Origin of the sequence: Cognaticolwellia aestuarii, from assembly GCF_002000025.1 — a bacterium.
Classification (GTDB): Bacteria; Pseudomonadota; Gammaproteobacteria; order Enterobacterales; family Alteromonadaceae; genus Cognaticolwellia; species Cognaticolwellia aestuarii.
This window is the reverse complement of record NZ_MUZV01000001.1, coordinates 576,103-592,545: the sequence shown is the minus strand read 5'-3', so window position 1 is coordinate 592,545 and position 16,443 is coordinate 576,103. Positions and strand designations below refer to the sequence as shown.

Genomic DNA, 16,443 nt, shown 5'->3' with positions numbered 1-16,443 from the left:
ATGAATAACGTCTTTGGCCAATATCCCGCTCGTCGCATGCGCCGTATGCGCTCCGATGATTTTTCACGACGTTTAATGTCTGAGCATCAGCTAAGTGTTGATGATTTAATTTATCCGGTATTTGTATTAGAAGGTGAGAATCAGTGTGAAGCTATTGAGTCTATGCCTGGTGTAGAGCGTAAAAGTATCGATTTATTATTAGAAGAATGTCAGGAATTGGTTGATTTAGGTGTACCGGCTATTGCTATTTTTCCGGTCACGCCAGCAGACAAAAAATCATTGATGGCCGAAGAGGTTTATAATGCTGATGGCTTAGCTCAGCGTACAGTGCGAGCGGTAAAGGCTAAGTTTCCAACCTTGGGTGTGATCACTGATGTTGCCTTAGATCCATTCACTACGCATGGCCAAGATGGCATTATTGATGATAATGGCTATGTGCTTAACGAAGTGACTAAAGATATTTTGGTCAAACAAGCTTTGTCGCATGCACAAGCGGGTGCAGATGTTGTTGCCCCATCTGATATGATGGATGGCCGTATTGGTGCTATCCGAGACGAGTTAGAGCGACACAATTTAGTTAATACTAAAATATTGGCTTACTCAGCCAAATACGCTTCAAGCTACTATGGTCCTTTTCGTGACGCAGTTGGCTCAGCGGGTAACATAAAGGGAGGTAATAAATTCTCTTATCAAATGGATCCTGCTAATAGCGATGAAGCGCTGCATGAAGTAGCACAAGACATTTATGAAGGCGCTGACATGGTAATGGTAAAGCCAGGTATGCCGTATTTGGATATTGTACGTCGTGTAAAAGATAATTTTAAAGTACCTACTTATGCCTATCAGGTGAGCGGTGAGTATGCTATGCATATGGCAGCGATACAAAACGGTTGGTTAGCTGAAAAGCCTTGTGTAATGGAGGGTTTGTTGGCTTTTAAACGTGCAGGCGCTGACGGTATTTTAACCTATTTTGCAAAGCAAGTTGCTCGTTGGTTAAAAGAAGAAGCAAAATAAAAATAGCGAATATAGTTATTCACATCCCACTAGATTAATATTGTTGCAAGGCCGTGCTGTATAGCGCGGCCTTATTGTATGAGTGATAATAATATGAGACTGTTTTAAATCTTTGTATGGTGCATAATCACTTTGAGAGCTTAGTATTGCTTGGCTCAAACTCAGCTTATTTTCATGGCATTAACTTTGACATTTAATGTTGAGTGCATAACCTAAGCGGACGAGATGAACATTTTCTTGCTTTAACTCATCACTAATCAGTGCATGTTGCTTTAGCCACGTTGGTGGTAAACATAAGTTCAGGCTTTTATCGTTTGCTGTTATTTGATAGCTCGGTAATTTATCGTCTTTGCGGCGTCGGCACAATATAACGGCTAAGCGCAGGATAATCAGCAACTTCATAGCGTAATCAGCACCTATTGATGCTTGCTGTTTTATCAGTGCTTGATTTATATCCCCTTTATACAAACTTACAAAAGCAACAAGCAGTTGACGGTCAGATTGACTAAAACCAGCTAAATCAGCATGCTTTAGAATATAAGCGCTATGTCTTTGATGGTATTTGTATTCGAGCAATAAACCAATTTCATGTAAGTCGCAGCTTGCCTGTAATATTTCAAAGGCATTGTCGTTGGGCAAATCCCAAGTGTTTTTTAGCTGAGTAAAAATAATACTGACTTGCTGTTTAATGCTTTGTGCGTGTTGTTGATCGACATGAAAGCGTTGAGAAAGTGCGCTAATTGTTCGTTGACGAATGTTGATAGTGTGGCTATCGGGTAACATTTCATAGAGCAAACCTTCACGCAATGCGCCACTTGAGAGGGTTAATTTCTCGATAGCAAACTGCTTAAACAAGGCAATTAAAATTGCTAATCCACTGGCAATAACAGGGCTTCTTTCTGATGATAATCCCGCTAAACTGATACAACTTATGTTATCAAAAGTTTGTAGCTCTGCTTGTACTTGGTACAAAAAGTTTAATGAAATTACTGTTGGTTTGTGTTGATAAATTAATATTTCGGCTAATGCTTGCATGGTGCCAGACCCGCCGAGTACACACTGCCAGCCAATATCACAAAACTCTGCTTTCACTGTTTTGATAATCTGTTCTGCGGCTGCTATTGCGCGAGAAAAATTATCAGCCGTAAGTGTACCCTTCGGAAAATATTGCTGATTGAAAGTGACGCAGCCCATGTTAAGGCTATGTGCTTTCTTTATGGTAAAACCGTGTCCAACAATTAACTCTGTGCTAGCGCCGCCAATATCCAACACCAAGCGTTTATCGGCACTGCAATTGGTATGTGCTACACCAAGATAGATATATTCAGCTTCAGCAATACCACTTAATAGGCTAATGCGATGGCCTAAAATAAGTTCTGCTTGGGCAATAAAGTCAGCTCTATTTTCTGCTAGTCTTAATGTGGCTGTTGCGACGATGCGAATATTGCTTTTGGGGATATCCTGTAGGCGTTCAGCAAAGAAACTTAAACATTCTAAGCCTTTAGCCATAGCCTGCTCAGATAAAATATTATCGGAGTCTAAGCCGGCAGCAAGGCGTACTTTGCGTTTTACTCTATCGACAACTTGCACGCTATCGGCAAGCTGTCGAGTAATCAACATATGGAAGCTATTAGAGCCTAAATCGACCACAGCATACAGAGCTGATGAAGTCTCCATTGAAGTGATCGTCATTGTCTAACTATTCCTTTGTGGCCTATTGCCCGTGCTACGACTACGGTTTTGACCACCATTATGTGGCTTATGACGACGTGGGCGCGGTTTAGGCTTAGGTAAGTCGGTCAATAAGGCTTCATGATCATACTTGCTAACTGGCAATTCGTGTTCAATGTAGCTTTCAATGGCAGGCAAGTTAAATACATATTGCTCGCAAGCTAAACTAATGGCATGTCCAGTTGCCCCAGCTCGACCGGTACGACCAATACGGTGCACATAATCTTCACAATCGTCAGGTAAGTCATAATTAAACACATGGGTAACAGCCGGAATATGAAGTCCACGAGCGGCTACATCTGTGGCAACTAGAATATCTAATTGTCCGTTAGTAAACTGTTCTAAAATTTTCAAACGTTTCTTTTGGATCACATCACCAGTAAGCATACCAACCCTAATATTGTCGGCTTCGAGGTGAGCATGTATTTTTTCACAAACATGTTTTGTATTAGCAAAGATGATCGCTTTATCTGGCCAGTCTTCTTCAATCAATGTTTGTAGTAAAGACATTTTATCTTCATTAGAAGGGTAAAATAATTCTTCGGTAATGCGAATGTTGGTTTTTTGATCGGGTTCAACTTCTACGCTGTCCGGATCATTCATATGTTCAAAGGCGAGTTCTTTTACGCGGAAAGACAGCGTTGCTGAAAATAGCATGCTTAAGCGATCTGTCGCCGCCGGCATTCTACCAAACATATAACGAATGTCTTTGATAAAGCCAAGATCGAACATGCGGTCAGCTTCATCAAGTACGACTACTTCAATATTGTTAAGGTTATAAATACCTTGCTTTAGGTAATCAAGCAAACGACCACAAGTGCCGATTAATATATCAACCCCTTGTTCAAGTTCTTGGCGTTGACTTTCATAACCTTCGCCACCATATACAATACCAAGGCGTAACCCGGTACTTTTTGCCATAGCAATAGCATCGCGATGAATTTGAATTGCAAGCTCACGCGTAGGTGCCATAATTAGCGCACGCGGTTGATTGTGGCTAACATCTTTTTTCTGTAGTAAATGATGGAATGTTGCCGCCAAAAAGGCAATAGTTTTACCTTCACCAGTTTGTGCTTGACCGGCGATATCTTTGCCTGTCATGAGTATAGGAAGAGACTTTGCTTGAATTGCAGTACAATATTCAAAGCCCATAGATGCGAGGCCGCTAATAACGGTAGGCTCGAGTTTAAGTTCCGAGAACTTTATTTCTGTTAAGTGTGTTTTTTTCATACCGCTAGCTTAACAGGTTACGCTATTAATAAAAATTAGATTCACATAAAAGCACTAATAATTTAATGCTATTAGTTGATTTTGATTTATTTTACTAATAACTGTTATATATGATTGTTGGTAATTAATTGTGATGAAGGTATAATCTTAACCAATTGGCTATAGGCCACCTTTAATGGAGATATAAATGAGCGATAAAATTGTTCAGTTAACTGATGATAGTTTTGATACTGATGTAATTAATGCATCAGGTCTTGTTTTAGTTGATTTCTGGGCTGAATGGTGTGGCCCATGTAAAATGATTGCACCGTTGTTAAATGACGTGGCTGAAGAATATGCTGGTAAATTAACTATTGGCAAATTAAACATAGATCAAAACTCTAACACCCCACCTAAATATGGTATCCGTGGTATTCCAACACTATTACTATTTAAAGATGGTGCTGTTGCCGACACCAAAGTTGGTGCATTATCAAAAACTCAATTAAAAGAGTTTATTGATAACAATTTATAAAAAAAAGGTCCGTAATTCGGGCCTTTTTGCTTTTTAGCAAAAGATCAAGCACGTGATCCTTTACCTGTTTTGTTTTTAGTGCTAAATTTAACATTCGAACGAAAATAACATTTCAAATACCATACTCAAACATCCTAAATTGCCAAACGGCACAGCATAACAACCTAAATAGTCTAAGAAACCCCCACTATGAATCTTAACGAACTTAAAGAAAAGTCTATCAGCGAGCTAGTCAAACTCGCAGAAACAATGAAATTGGAGCATTTGGCTCGTAACCGCAAACAAGACATTATTTTTGCTATTTTAAAAGCCCACGCTAAAAGCGGTGAAGATATCTTTGGTAGCGGTGTTTTAGAAATTCTACAAGACGGCTTTGGTTTTTTACGATCGGCGGACTCATCCTATTTAGCCGGCCCTGATGATATTTATGTATCGCCAAGCCAAATACGCCGATTTAGTATGCGTACCGGTGATACCATTGCTGGTAAAATTCGTCCACCAAAAGACGGTGAACGCTACTTTGCACTCCTGAAAGTAAATGAAGTTAATTTTGACCGCCCTGAAAACTCTCGCAATAAAATCCTTTTTGAAAACTTAACACCAATACATCCAACCGATCGCATGATCATGGAACGTGGTAATGGTTCAACTGAAGACATTACAGCTCGTGTTTTAGATTTAGCCTCGCCTATTGGCAAAGGTCAGCGTGGTTTAATTGTTGCACCACCAAAAGCTGGTAAAACATTGTTGCTACAGAATATTGCGCAAAGTATTGCTCATAACCAACCTGAAGCTGAATTGATGGTGTTGTTGATTGACGAGCGTCCTGAAGAAGTTACAGAAATGCGTCGCTTGGTGAAAGGTGAAGTTATTGCTTCAACATTTGATGAGCCAGCAAACCGTCATGTACAAGTAGCCGAAATGGTTATCGAAAAAGCTAAGCGCTTAGTAGAACACAAAAAAGATGTGGTTATTTTACTTGATTCAATTACGCGTTTAGCACGTGCTTATAACACCGTTATTCCATCATCAGGTAAAATACTTACCGGTGGTGTTGATGCGAATGCTTTACACCGTCCAAAACGTTTCTTTGGTGCTGCACGTAATATCGAAGAAGGTGGTAGTTTAACTATTATTGCTACAGCGCTTGTTGAAACAGGCTCTAAAATGGATGAAGTTATCTACGAAGAATTTAAAGGTACGGGTAATATGGAATTACACTTATCACGTAAAATTTCTGAAAAGCGTGTTTTCCCTGCGATACACTTTAACCGCAGTGGTACTCGTCGTGAAGAGTTATTAACTAAGCCTGATGAATTACAAAAAATGTGGATATTACGTAAGATTGTTCATGAAATGGGTGAAATTGATGCGATGGAATTCATGATTGATAAGTTAGCGATGACTAAGACCAATAATGAGTTTTTTGATTCGATGAAGCGTCAATAATCCATAATAATATCGATTTAAAAAACCAGCATTTGCTGGTTTTTTTGGCTCTAAAATAGCTGTTTTTAAATAATAATGTTGAGCTTGATAAAGTGCTTTAATTACTAACTAATTAAAAAATATCGTTTTAATTTCTTTCTTGTCAAATCAGTAGTGTGAGTATTTGGTTTATGAAAAATTAGCATTAGAGCGCATATTTTAGTGGTTATACTTGATAGAGTTAATGACGCTAAACGCTGTATAGTCATGTAGTGCTTTTAGCTTTTATTGTTTTGTATGAAAAATAAACGACAAATGTTTTGCAATAGGGTAGTATGCGCGCTTTTCAATTTGTCGTGTACAACCTTAGACCGTTAGAGGGGGCGAAATGCGCTATTTTTCATTTATTTTCTTATTGTTATTCTTGAGTAGTTTTGCCTATGGCACAAACGTGCATGCTAAACATGATGCTATTAAGGTAAAAGTCGTAACAGAAGATACCTTCCCTCTACAATATCTTGAAGGTGGTAAGGTTGTTGGCCCTGCAACTGCACTAGTTGAGCAGGTATTATCGATGGCCGGCATTACTTACAGCATTGATGTTTTACCGTGGGCAAGAGCGTACCACTTAGCATTGAATGAGCCTAATATTTTGATTTATTCTCTCGCAAAAACCCCCGCAAGAGCAGAGCAGTTTAAATGGGTTGGTGAGATAATGGCCTTAGATTATTATCTGTATGGCGCTATTGATAGTGAAATCAATGCACAGACCTCTTTGGAAAAACTCAAGCAATATAAAATAGGCACAGTGCGCGACAGTGCGGTATATCAATATTTAATTAAAAATGACTTTAAACATTTAACAACGGTTGTTCAAGGTAAGCAAAATTTATTGTTATTCGAACAAAATAGAATTGATTTATTCCCAGCTAATAAATCCACCTTTCAAGTTATATGTCGCCAAGAAGCTTTTAATTGCCGCAATATAAAGCCCGTTTACAAGCTAGATATTTCATCTATCGATCTGTATATGGCATTTAGTCAATCTACGGATAATGCTATAGTAGAAAAAGTGCGTGCCGGCTATCAAGCCGTCATACAAAAACAACATAATTCATCAGATGTCGGTATCGATTAGGGATTTCTGCCTATCTACCGCTATAATGCATGACAAATTTTTGGCCAAATCCCAATATGAAATACAGTGATTTAAGAGACTTTATCAGTCAATTAGAGAAATTAGGGCAATTAAAGCGTATTCGTCAGCCTATTTCGACTCATTTAACTATGACAGAAATTAGTGATCGAACCTTAAGACAAGGCGGCCCGGCATTATTGTTTGAAAATCCAGTTGATGAAAATGGCAAACCTCATGGTATGCCGGTTTTAACTAATTTATTTGGCACGCCAGACCGTGTTGCATTGGCAATGGGACAAGATAATGTCAGTGCATTACGCGATGTTGGCAAGTTATTGGCTGCGCTTAAAGAGCCTGAGCCACCTAAAGGCTTTCGTGATGCCATGGATAAGTTACCGCTATATAAACAAGTATTAAATATGCCGGTTAAGGTGATTAAAAAACCGTTATGCCAACAAGTTGTGCTTGAAGGTGATGCTGTTGATTTGACTAAACTGCCGATCCAGCAATGCTGGCCAGGTGATGTGGCACCCTTAATTACCTGGGGTTTAACGGTGACTAAAGGTCCGCATAAAGAGCGCCAAAATTTAGGTATTTATCGCAATCAATTATTAGGGCGTAATAAAGTTATTATGCGTTGGTTATCTCATCGTGGAGGTGCATTAGATTTTCAAGAGTTTAAAAAAGCATTTCCAGGTGAAAAATACCCCGTTGCAGTAGCGCTAGGTGCTGATCCTGCGACGATTTTAGGTGCGGTTACACCTGTACCTGACACACTTTCAGAATATGCTTTTGCTGGACTTTTGCGTGGTAGCAAAACCGAAGTGGCTAAATGTATTAGTCATGATTTAGAAGTACCAGCAACGGCAGAAATTGTCTTAGAAGGTTATATTGACCCAGATGAATTAGCGCCCGAAGGGCCGTATGGCGATCATACTGGTTATTATAATGAAGTAGATGATTTCCCCGTGTTTACGGTAACCCATGTTACCCATAGAAAAGATCCAATTTATCACAGTACTTATACCGGACGCCCACCAGATGAACCCGCCATATTAGGTGTAGCGCTTAATGAAGTCTTTGTGCCTATTTTGCAAAAACAGTTTCCTGAAATACAAGATTTTTACTTGCCACCCGAAGGTTGTTCGTATCGTTTGGCAGTTGTGACGATTAAAAAGCAATATGCCGGCCATGCTAAGCGTGTGATGATGGGAGTTTGGTCGTTTTTACGCCAGTTTATGTATACTAAATTTGTCATTGTTTGTGATGACGATATAAATGCCCGTGATTGGCAAGATGTTATTTGGGCAATGACTACACGTATGGATCCAAGTCGTGATACGGTGTTAATTGAAAACACCCCGATTGATTATTTAGATTTTGCTTCCCCGGTGTCAGGCTTAGGCTCTAAAATGGGCTTAGATGCGACCAATAAATGGCCCGGCGAAACAAATCGTGAATGGGGTGAACCTATCGAAATGACTCAAGCGATTAAAGATCATGTTGATGATATTTGGGCTGAACTCGATATATCTTAACGATTAAAATAACCGATAAATTAATGATACCGTATGAATATCAAAAGCATGCGGTAATAAGGTATAGATAAATGAAAATGATAACATGTCAGGTTGCTTCGTTGACTCCTTTAACAGCCCACGTCTACAAGGCACTGTTAAAGCCGAGCCAAGCTGTTGATTTTGCTTCCGGACAATATTTAAACTTTGTTATGAGTGACGAAGACAAACGCCCTTTTTCAATTGCTAGTGCTCCCGGTGCAGAATACATTGAACTACAAATTGGCGCATTTGGCTCAGACAGTTACCCAATGCAAGTCATAGAACATATTAAAGCTAACGCTGAAGTAACGATTGAAATGCCCTTTGGCAGTGCGCAATTACGTGAAGACAGTCAGCGACCTTTGTTATTGATTGCTGGTGGTACAGGTTTTTCATACATTAAATCGATGTTTGAGCATTTAGTTGCGCAAAGCTCACAACGAGAAGTGATTGTTTATTGGGGGTTACGTGACCCAAGTGCTTGTTATGAACTCGACGAAACGGCTGAGATGATTAGCCAATTAGCTAATGGTAAGTTTATCCCTGTTATTGAAACGCCTGATGACGCATGGCAAGGGCGTGTTGGCATAGTGCATAAAGTTGTGATGGATGATCTCGATAATTTAGCCGATTACGATATCTACCTAGCCGGTCGCTTTGAAATGGTTGCCGCTGTTCGAGAAGATTTTGTTGCGCAAGGCGCTTTAGTTGAGCATATGTATGCGGATGCTTTTGCTTTTATTTAAACGAAAAAATCATCATAGTTAAACAGAGGCGGAGCATGTTATTGTTCCGCTTTTTTTATGCATTTATGGGGTATTAATCTTAGCGGTCTTTGCTTGTGTTAAGTAACGATTGGCTATGGCAACAAACCCATCAATTGAACCATTTAAATTATTTGCTGAGATAAATATATGTGCGCCAAGCGCTTGGTTTAATAGCTCACTATGATGAAGAAAAGCGGCTAATGGCCCTTTTATCACCTCGCCGTTTGCTAGTATGTATGGCTCAAAATTTAATACCCCTTGGTCAAATGTTAGCAATTGATGTTTAATGCAATAATGAATAAGTGGTTTTTGTTCGTGAATCATGCGGTTTGCTAATCGTAAAGAAACATGTTTCGCTATTGTCTCTATCGATATTAATTTGATACCAACATAATTGAGTTCATCGCGTGTTATGCCCACCGTGTTGGTGACTGAGTGTATATTACGAAGTTGCTGCCAATGAAATTTCCAGCGCCCGTGACGATGATAAAAGGTTATCGTGTCAGGTGCTAAAATTAAACTGTAGCTAGGTTCGGCTAGTTTGAGTAAGCCAATAAAAATAGTCACTAAGCAAGCGAGCACCATAAAAAGTAAAGGGAAGCGTGCTAATTGCCAATAATAGCTACACAGCCAAGCGACAATAACTAAAGCGATAATACCAGTTAAAGTAATGAATAAACCATGATGACGGGCAATGGCTTTAATTCTTATTGTTTGTATTGTTTGATCAGTTGTTGTCATAAATTTTGCGTTTAAAATTTGTTAGTTCAATAGTGCCGAATGAGATAAATTTAATATTTGTGCATAATTTTTTTATTAGTATATACTCTGCGCGTTTTCGTGATGAAGCAATAAATTTGTCACCATTGATATAACATAAACCAACTGAAAGGTAGTGTAAAATGAGCAAAAATAAAGTAAAAAAGCACCAGCAAAAGCAAGGTGATTGTGAATTGGGACGAGGTGTTATTAAAGATAATTTTTTAGCGGCAGTAGTAACGTCAAAATTATTTAAACAACAAATAATTAACGCTAAGAAAGGTAAGGGCTCTTTTCAAAGAAAGCAAAAACATAAAGGGCAAGAGTCCTATTTAATAGCGGTTTAAATATTATTATCTAATCGTTATTAAATAGGGCTTTATGCTTATTGTTTTTAGAACGTATAAGTTTTTAAGCGTGAATTTTTCTCAATACTTGATTGGCTTTATCTAGCTGACCTTGTTGTTCAAGTACTTGAGCAAAAGCCAGTAAATCTGTTTTATCGTATTGTTTTTCTTCAAGGTTTACTAAGCTATTAAATGCTTTTTCAGCCAGTGACCATTGTTGGGACGTTGTAGCGAAATGCGCAACTAACGACAGCCAAAGCGCGTTATGTGGCTCGTTATGTAAGTGCTTTTGTGCGGCGGCCATTAAACTATCTGGCTGAGCAATAGGTAAAGTTCTTATTGCTGATAGTAAGGAGGTATTAGCGCCTTTTTTTATTATTGGTAGTAATAATTTCGCTAAAGGTTGGTTAATTTGGTTTTCAGCTAAGACCTGGCAATAAGCAAGCACAACTGTTTCTGATTGTTTGTCTTTTTTGGGCAACTGTTGCCAGAATAACATTAAGGCCTCATTATCTTGTTGCTTAATTCGGTCATTAAAAGCGCCGTAAAATGCTTGTTGTTGCCATAAGGTAATGGTTTCATTTGTGATACTTTTTTGTTTTTTAGCCGCATTAAGCTGTTTAATAACATAGTCAAAGCGTTGCTCAATTAAGCTTAATGTTATTTCTAATGATAATAGTCGAGCATCGTGACCAATATGCTTATGATGTTCATCAATCACCGCACGCGCCTGAGCATAATTTTGCTGACCGATCAGTAATTTTATTTTAATTAAGACCGCTTCTAATCCTGCCGTTTTTAGGGTGTTAGATTTTTGTTCAAGCAAGACTAAATAATGATCAGTGTTTGGTTTTAATGCTTGTTTTTGTGCAGCATCAGCGGCAACAAGATAGGCAATATGTTCAAAAGAGGAGGCTTCAGCTGACTTAGCAAGTAAGTGTTCTGCTTGTTTGTAGTCACCTAATACATAGGCTGCAATACCCTTATTGAGATCTCTGAGGGCTTTGCGACGATTGGCAAAGGCTATTTTGTTCCAAGCTGCAAAACTAAAGTTTAGTCCGCCACGGAAAAACTTCAACACCATAAGCAAAGCGATAAAACTGAGTATCAACATGATGCTTGCTGTTACTACGGTTGACTCTATGGTTAAATCGCCCATAGCAATTAAAATATAACCTTTTTCACCAATCAATATCGGGCTAAGGGCAACGGCGCTCAGAAATAACAATACTACTATTAATAATCGTTTCATTATACGCCCTCTTGTTGCTCAATTTTTATTGGCTCAATGATCGGTGGCTGTTGGTCAGATAATATTTGGCGTATCGCTTTTAATGCGGCGAGATCATTGGGATACGCTACGTTTATTGTTTCATTTTTTAAAGCATCGAGCGCTTTGACAAAATTTTGGTTTGCTTGGTGCGACATATCAAAATAGTTATTGAGCCAGTTTATGATGTCATCAAGTGATTGACGGTAAATATCACTATTTGCCTTGCTAGCTGCCCAAGTAGCGGTTTGCAATTTAAGGCTTAAGTTTTCTCTTAAGTTTTGTTGAAAATCTGGAGACATTAAAGGTTCAACATTACCAGCCCTGCGGTTTACAGTGATAAAATCAGCAATAAATTTACGCCATGTTTTTGCTAAATTAGTTCGCCAGTCGCTGACATTTTCGGTTAACTCAAGGCTGCTTTCTTTATCGCTGTTATCAGGAACATCAACCATGGCTAGCGGCAGCTGTTTGATCTGCTGGTCGAGCGCCATTAATTTTAAAATCACATCATCAGTTTTTAATGTTGGTAATAATTGTAATTTAGCAATATCTTGTTGAATGGTTTGACGCAGCACTAAAAATTGTGGATCGTTCAGTTCTTGTATACGTAAATCAGCGTCATTAAGTAAACTGATGGCTGTGCTGGTATTTTTGTCTAACCACAGGCTTCTTGCTGCTACTCTGATGAGATACTCAGCTTCTTCTAACAGCCAGTCGTTTGGTTGATTCTGGCGTAAATTTGCCATTTGTTGCTGCTGCTGTTTTTGCAACTCAAGAATACTATTTTCTGTATTGTATTCAATGCTAGTTTTTAGCTCCTTAAGTTGGGTATTATGTGCTTGCTGTTGTTGCGCTAATTTTTGCGAGAACTGCTGTACAATTTGCGCTTGACTTAACTGTTGTTGTTTTTGTAGTTCGGCGCTTAGTTGTTGACTAAATTGTGCTTTTTGTAACTCACTCCAATAGTAATGTCCGGCACTGGCAGCGATAGCTAATAAAGCCAGAATGATTGCTAAAATCGCGAGCTTTGAAACTTTATGCTTAGGAAGGTTACTTTTTTGCGTTGCTTTAGTATTAGCGGTGGTTGATGTTGTCGAAGCAGAATTTTTCACTGTTGCTGTGCTCTTATCATGATTTTTATCTATTGATGATGTGGTTTGGCTGGTGTTTTTTTCAGCGCCTGAGCTTTTTTTTGAGGCTTGCTCATTTTTGTTTGATTTATTGGACGGTTCTAAAAGCGCTGAGCTAATATCAATTGAAGTTGATATATCCGTTTGCTGATTCGTATTACTGCTGACAGCTGATGTTTTATTCTCAGGCTTAGTTTGCTCTGGGTCTTTTTTATCGCTCATGAACTGATCCTATCTCACATGTTGGCGTCAGGGATATTGAATATATTCGCTGATATTTTTATTTGCGCTGTAAATACGTTAACTTGTAAAAAGCCACAAACATTTAGCTTGCCAGAAACCGTGCGAAGCTTTCATTAAGTTTACTATGATTTTCAATAAAGCGTTACTTAGGTCTGCTGATCTTTACTGCTGACCCAGACTATCAACTTTTGGATTATTTTACAGACAATTTAGCCTGTTAGTTAATCGGTCTTTATCATAGCTAAAAATGACATTGAATGACTTAACTCGCCAATTTTATAGATTCAACAGCACTATAAATAGCGCGTTCAACAGCACTTATGGCTTAAGATACATTTTATCAGACGTTGATGCCATGTTTTGATGGCTGCAAGTAGTCGATTTTACTAAAAATATTGATAATATTTACAATATTAACGGCTGAATGCCATCGCGTAGGCGCTGATTTGCGCTGCGCTCGGTTTTTAGAGCGCAGCGAAGTTATTTAAGCTTGCTGGTATACTTGGCGGAGAATTTTATCAGCACCTTTAGCTAACAAGTCTTCTGCTAACTGATTGCCTAACTGCTCAGCTTCAGTAAGCTTGCCATGCACTTCACCGGTGAGTATTTCACTACCATCGACAGCGCCAACTAAGCCTCGTAAATGTAGTTCTTGGCCGTTAAGTACAGCATAACTACCAATAGGAACTTGACAGCCACCTTCAAGTGCACGATTCATGGCTCGCTCAGCGATAACACGAATACGTGTTTCTTCGCAGGCTAGTGGCGCTAATAATGCTTTAATTGCTGCATCATCAGTACGACATTCAATGCCGACAGCACCTTGACCATTTGCCGGCAGCATAACTTCTGCGGCAATATATTCACGAATACGCTCAGGCATCTCTAAACGAATCAAGCCTGCAGCTGCTAGTATGATGGCGTCATACTCTCCGTTGTCTAACTTTTTAAGACGAGTATTGACGTTACCACGTAAATCGCGAATATCTAAATCCGGACGCATGGCTTTAATTTGGCATTGACGACGTAAACTTGAAGTACCAACAATGGCACCTTGAGGTAACTCGGCTAAGCTGTTAATGGTATTAGAAACAAAAGCATCACGAGGGTCTTCACGAGGGCAAATAATTTCTAAACCTAAGCCTTCAGGAAACTCTACGGGCACATCTTTCATTGAATGTACGGCAATATCGGCGCGGTTTTCCAACATCGCTACTTCCAGCTCTTTGACAAACAAACCTTTGCCGCCAACTTTTGCTAGCGGTGTATCGAGAATGATATCGCCTTTGGTTGTCATCGGTACAAGTTCAACATTGATGCCCGGATGAAAGTGCTCAAGTTGTGCTTTTACATACTCTGCTTGCCACAGCGCCAGTGCGCTTTTTCGCGTTGCAATACGTACGGTTTGTTGCGTCATTTCAATTACCTTATTTAATGTTTATTGCGCAGAGAGGACGATATTTTCTTCTGCTTGTTTGCTGGCTGCATCAGATAAAAACTTCCACAGTTCTCCGCCGCCGCGCTTATCAACCCACTGTTCATTTTCAAAATGAAAGTGATGACCGTTAAATTTTGTTGCTACCCAAATTTCATGTAAGGGCGCTTGCTTGTTAATGATGATTTTACTGCTATTTTTAAATGTTAGGGTTAATAAGCCTCCAACACCTTCGTAATCGATATCGCAGCCGCAATCTTCGATGGCTTCTTCTACTGCAAGTAAGATATCATCAGCAGCTAAATTGTATTGACTGTCATTCATTAATCGTTCCTTTTTACCTGAGCTTTATGATTCTTTCATCTTTGCTTGGTAATTATTGGTCATGGGATTATAAAACGTCTATCATGGGAAAAAAATCGAATAAATCAATTATGCATAAACAAATTGTAATTATTTTCATCAGTTTGCTTAGTTTGGCAACCATAACAGGCTGTGGCATTAAAGGTCCTTTATACCAAACTCCTGAGCAACAGCAAGAGAACTTACCAAAAACAAGTGAAGAAACTGATAATAATACTGATAAAACTAGTTTAGAACAGTAGGGGCAACGGCATTGGACTTCTTCAATCGTAAACAACATTCATTATACGCCGAGCAATGTCCGGTGGCTGAATTAGCAAAGCAATACGGTACACCACTCTATATTTATTCTCGTGCGACTATTGAGCGCCACTGGCATGCTTTTGACCAAGCAGCTGGCGAGCGTCCGCACCTTGTTTGTTATGCGGTAAAAGCTAATAGTAATATTGCGGTGCTTAATGTGATGGCGCGTCTAGGATCAGGCTTTGACATTGTTTCTAAAGGCGAATTGATGCGGGTTATTGAGGCCGGTGGCGATCCAAAAAAAGTGGTGTTTTCTGGTGTCGGCAAAACGTCAGAAGAAATTGCTTTTGCGCTTAATCTTGGTATTTATTGTTTCAATGTTGAATCACCAGCAGAGTTAGATCGTATTCAAGCTGTCGCTGAAAAGCTTGATAAAATTGCGCCAATTTCTCTTCGGGTTAATCCTGATGTTGACGCGGGTACCCACCCTTATATTTCGACCGGCTTAAAAGAGAATAAATTTGGCATTAGCATTGAGCAAGCTCCAGAGTTATATCAATATGCGACGGGCTTATCGCATATTAATATTCAAGGTGTTGATTGTCATATTGGCTCACAGCTAACCGAAGTATTACCCTTTTTAGATGCCTTAGATCGTGTATTAAAGCTAGTTGACCAATTAGCTGAGCAAGGCATTGTGCTTTCACATATTGATGTCGGTGGTGGGTTAGGCGTTTGTTATGATGATGAAAAACCACCGCACCCGAATGAATATGCCAAAGCTATTGCTGAAAAATTAGTTGGTCGAGAGCTAACACTGATTTATGAGCCTGGCCGAGCGGTAATGGCGAATGCCGGTATTTTGGTGACCGAAGTCGAGTATTTGAAAACCAGTGAAGAACGTAATTTTGCGATTGTTGATGCGGCAATGAATGATTTGATCAGACCTGCACTGTATCAAGCATGGCAAGCTATTATTCCTGTTGAACAACGTGATGATGTGGCTAGTGCACAATATGATGTGGTTGGCCCAATATGTGAAACTGGTGATTTTCTTGGTAAAGATCGTACATTGGCAATACGTTCTGGTGATTTACTCGCCGTGCGCAGTGCCGGCGCTTATGGCTTTACCATGAGCTCTAATTATAATAGTCGGCCACGTGCCGCCGAAGTTATGGTGGACGGTAGCGAAAGTTACTTAATAAGACAGCGTGAAACGCTTAGCCAATTATGGCAAGGCGAAAGCTTATTACCTTTGTAGTGTGAGAA

Annotated in this window: 16 protein-coding genes; 9 read left to right on the top strand and 7 right to left on the bottom strand. The window is 39.3% G+C overall.

What is annotated here, in order from left to right:
• Positions 1-1,014 carry a porphobilinogen synthase gene (hemB, locus tag B0169_RS02635; RefSeq protein WP_077284381.1) on the top strand — a complete coding sequence of 338 codons (1,014 nt, stop codon included), beginning with the start codon at positions 1-3 and terminating at the stop codon, positions 1,012-1,014.
• Positions 1,015-1,194: 180 nt separating this feature from the next.
• Here hemB and B0169_RS02630 read toward each other — a convergent pair whose 3' ends face one another.
• Entirely contained in the window at positions 1,195-2,706 is a 1,512-nt protein-coding gene (locus B0169_RS02630; protein WP_077284380.1) for a Ppx/GppA phosphatase family protein, read from the bottom strand.
• Positions 2,707-2,709: 3 nt separating this feature from the next.
• Positions 2,710-3,975, bottom strand: a complete 1,266-nt coding sequence (gene rhlB, locus B0169_RS02625) for an ATP-dependent RNA helicase RhlB (protein WP_077284379.1) — start codon at positions 3,973-3,975, stop codon at positions 2,710-2,712.
• A 187-nt stretch (positions 3,976-4,162) separates the two neighbouring features.
• On the opposite strand from rhlB, the gene trxA reads away from it, so the two are divergent.
• From trxA to fre, 5 genes are all read left to right on the top strand, one after another.
• The gene (gene trxA, locus B0169_RS02620; RefSeq protein ID WP_077284378.1) at positions 4,163-4,489 is read left to right on the top strand and encodes a thioredoxin TrxA; all 327 of its coding nucleotides are present in this window, start codon (positions 4,163-4,165) and stop codon (positions 4,487-4,489) included.
• Positions 4,490-4,678: 189 nt separating this feature from the next.
• Positions 4,679-5,938 carry a transcription termination factor Rho gene (rho, locus tag B0169_RS02615; protein WP_077284377.1) on the top strand — a complete coding sequence of 420 codons (1,260 nt, stop codon included), beginning with the start codon at positions 4,679-4,681 and terminating at the stop codon, positions 5,936-5,938.
• A 367-nt stretch (positions 5,939-6,305) separates the two neighbouring features.
• On the top strand, positions 6,306-7,055 hold the full coding sequence (locus B0169_RS02610) for a substrate-binding periplasmic protein (RefSeq protein ID WP_077284376.1): 750 nt from the start codon (positions 6,306-6,308) through the stop codon (positions 7,053-7,055).
• Between the two features lie 56 nt (positions 7,056-7,111).
• Entirely contained in the window at positions 7,112-8,593 is a 1,482-nt protein-coding gene (gene ubiD, locus B0169_RS02605; RefSeq protein ID WP_077284541.1) for a 4-hydroxy-3-polyprenylbenzoate decarboxylase, read from the top strand.
• Between the two features lie 71 nt (positions 8,594-8,664).
• Entirely contained in the window at positions 8,665-9,360 is a 696-nt protein-coding gene (gene fre / locus B0169_RS02600) for an NAD(P)H-flavin reductase (RefSeq protein WP_077284375.1), read from the top strand.
• Positions 9,361-9,423: 63 nt separating this feature from the next.
• On the opposite strand, the gene B0169_RS02595 is transcribed toward fre, so the two are convergent.
• Positions 9,424-10,122 carry a DUF2982 domain-containing protein gene (locus tag B0169_RS02595; protein ID WP_077284374.1) on the bottom strand — a complete coding sequence of 233 codons (699 nt, stop codon included), beginning with the start codon at positions 10,120-10,122 and terminating at the stop codon, positions 9,424-9,426.
• 161 nt (positions 10,123-10,283) lie between these two features.
• Between B0169_RS02595 and arfA the strand changes: the two genes are divergently transcribed.
• Positions 10,284-10,487, top strand: a complete 204-nt coding sequence (arfA, locus tag B0169_RS02590) for an alternative ribosome rescue factor ArfA (RefSeq protein ID WP_077284373.1) — start codon at positions 10,284-10,286, stop codon at positions 10,485-10,487.
• Between the two features lie 64 nt (positions 10,488-10,551).
• On the opposite strand, the gene B0169_RS02585 is transcribed toward arfA, so the two are convergent.
• From B0169_RS02585 to cyaY, 4 genes are all read right to left on the bottom strand, one after another.
• Positions 10,552-11,739, bottom strand: coding sequence for a heme biosynthesis HemY N-terminal domain-containing protein (locus B0169_RS02585; RefSeq protein WP_077284372.1), 1,188 nt, complete (start codon positions 11,737-11,739; stop codon positions 10,552-10,554).
• Positions 11,739-13,112: a uroporphyrinogen-III C-methyltransferase gene (locus B0169_RS02580; protein ID WP_077284371.1), complete on the bottom strand. Its 1,374-nt coding sequence runs from the start codon at positions 13,110-13,112 to the stop codon at positions 11,739-11,741. The genes B0169_RS02585 and B0169_RS02580 overlap by 1 nt, the downstream gene beginning before the upstream one ends.
• 505 nt (positions 13,113-13,617) lie before the next feature.
• Complete coding sequence (hemC, locus tag B0169_RS02575) at positions 13,618-14,550, bottom strand: hydroxymethylbilane synthase (RefSeq protein WP_077284370.1); 933 nt, start codon at positions 14,548-14,550, stop codon at positions 13,618-13,620.
• A 21-nt stretch (positions 14,551-14,571) separates the two neighbouring features.
• A complete protein-coding gene (gene cyaY, locus B0169_RS02570) occupies positions 14,572-14,892 on the bottom strand; it encodes an iron donor protein CyaY (RefSeq protein ID WP_077284369.1) in 321 nt (106 codons plus the stop codon).
• A 26-nt stretch (positions 14,893-14,918) separates the two neighbouring features.
• On the opposite strand from cyaY, the gene lptM reads away from it, so the two are divergent.
• Both lptM and lysA read left to right on the top strand, forming a co-directional pair.
• The gene (lptM, locus tag B0169_RS02565; protein ID WP_143323440.1) at positions 14,919-15,173 is read left to right on the top strand and encodes an LPS translocon maturation chaperone LptM; all 255 of its coding nucleotides are present in this window, start codon (positions 14,919-14,921) and stop codon (positions 15,171-15,173) included.
• An 11-nt stretch (positions 15,174-15,184) separates the two neighbouring features.
• The gene (gene lysA, locus B0169_RS02560; RefSeq protein ID WP_077284367.1) at positions 15,185-16,435 is read left to right on the top strand and encodes a diaminopimelate decarboxylase; all 1,251 of its coding nucleotides are present in this window, start codon (positions 15,185-15,187) and stop codon (positions 16,433-16,435) included.
• Positions 16,436-16,443 lie beyond the last annotated feature (8 nt).

Coding starts and splice junctions, on each gene's coding strand:
- B0169_RS02580 (WP_077284371.1), bottom strand. CDS start 13,112: ATGAGCGATAAAAAAGACCCAGAGCAAACTAAGCCTGAGAATAAAACA.
- rho (WP_077284377.1), top strand. CDS start 4,679: ATGAATCTTAACGAACTTAAAGAAAAGTCTATCAGCGAGCTAGTCAAA.
- fre (WP_077284375.1), top strand. CDS start 8,665: ATGAAAATGATAACATGTCAGGTTGCTTCGTTGACTCCTTTAACAGCC.
- hemB (WP_077284381.1), top strand. CDS start 1: ATGAATAACGTCTTTGGCCAATATCCCGCTCGTCGCATGCGCCGTATG.
- hemC (WP_077284370.1), bottom strand. CDS start 14,550: ATGACGCAACAAACCGTACGTATTGCAACGCGAAAAAGCGCACTGGCG.
- lptM (WP_143323440.1), top strand. CDS start 14,919: ATGATTCTTTCATCTTTGCTTGGTAATTATTGGTCATGGGATTATAAA.
- B0169_RS02630 (WP_077284380.1), bottom strand. CDS start 2,706: ATGACGATCACTTCAATGGAGACTTCATCAGCTCTGTATGCTGTGGTC.
- trxA (WP_077284378.1), top strand. CDS start 4,163: ATGAGCGATAAAATTGTTCAGTTAACTGATGATAGTTTTGATACTGAT.
- B0169_RS02595 (WP_077284374.1), bottom strand. CDS start 10,122: ATGACAACAACTGATCAAACAATACAAACAATAAGAATTAAAGCCATT.
- rhlB (WP_077284379.1), bottom strand. CDS start 3,975: ATGAAAAAAACACACTTAACAGAAATAAAGTTCTCGGAACTTAAACTC.
- B0169_RS02585 (WP_077284372.1), bottom strand. CDS start 11,739: ATGAAACGATTATTAATAGTAGTATTGTTATTTCTGAGCGCCGTTGCC.
- B0169_RS02610 (WP_077284376.1), top strand. CDS start 6,306: ATGCGCTATTTTTCATTTATTTTCTTATTGTTATTCTTGAGTAGTTTT.
- arfA (WP_077284373.1), top strand. CDS start 10,284: ATGAGCAAAAATAAAGTAAAAAAGCACCAGCAAAAGCAAGGTGATTGT.
- ubiD (WP_077284541.1), top strand. CDS start 7,112: ATGAAATACAGTGATTTAAGAGACTTTATCAGTCAATTAGAGAAATTA.
- cyaY (WP_077284369.1), bottom strand. CDS start 14,892: ATGAATGACAGTCAATACAATTTAGCTGCTGATGATATCTTACTTGCA.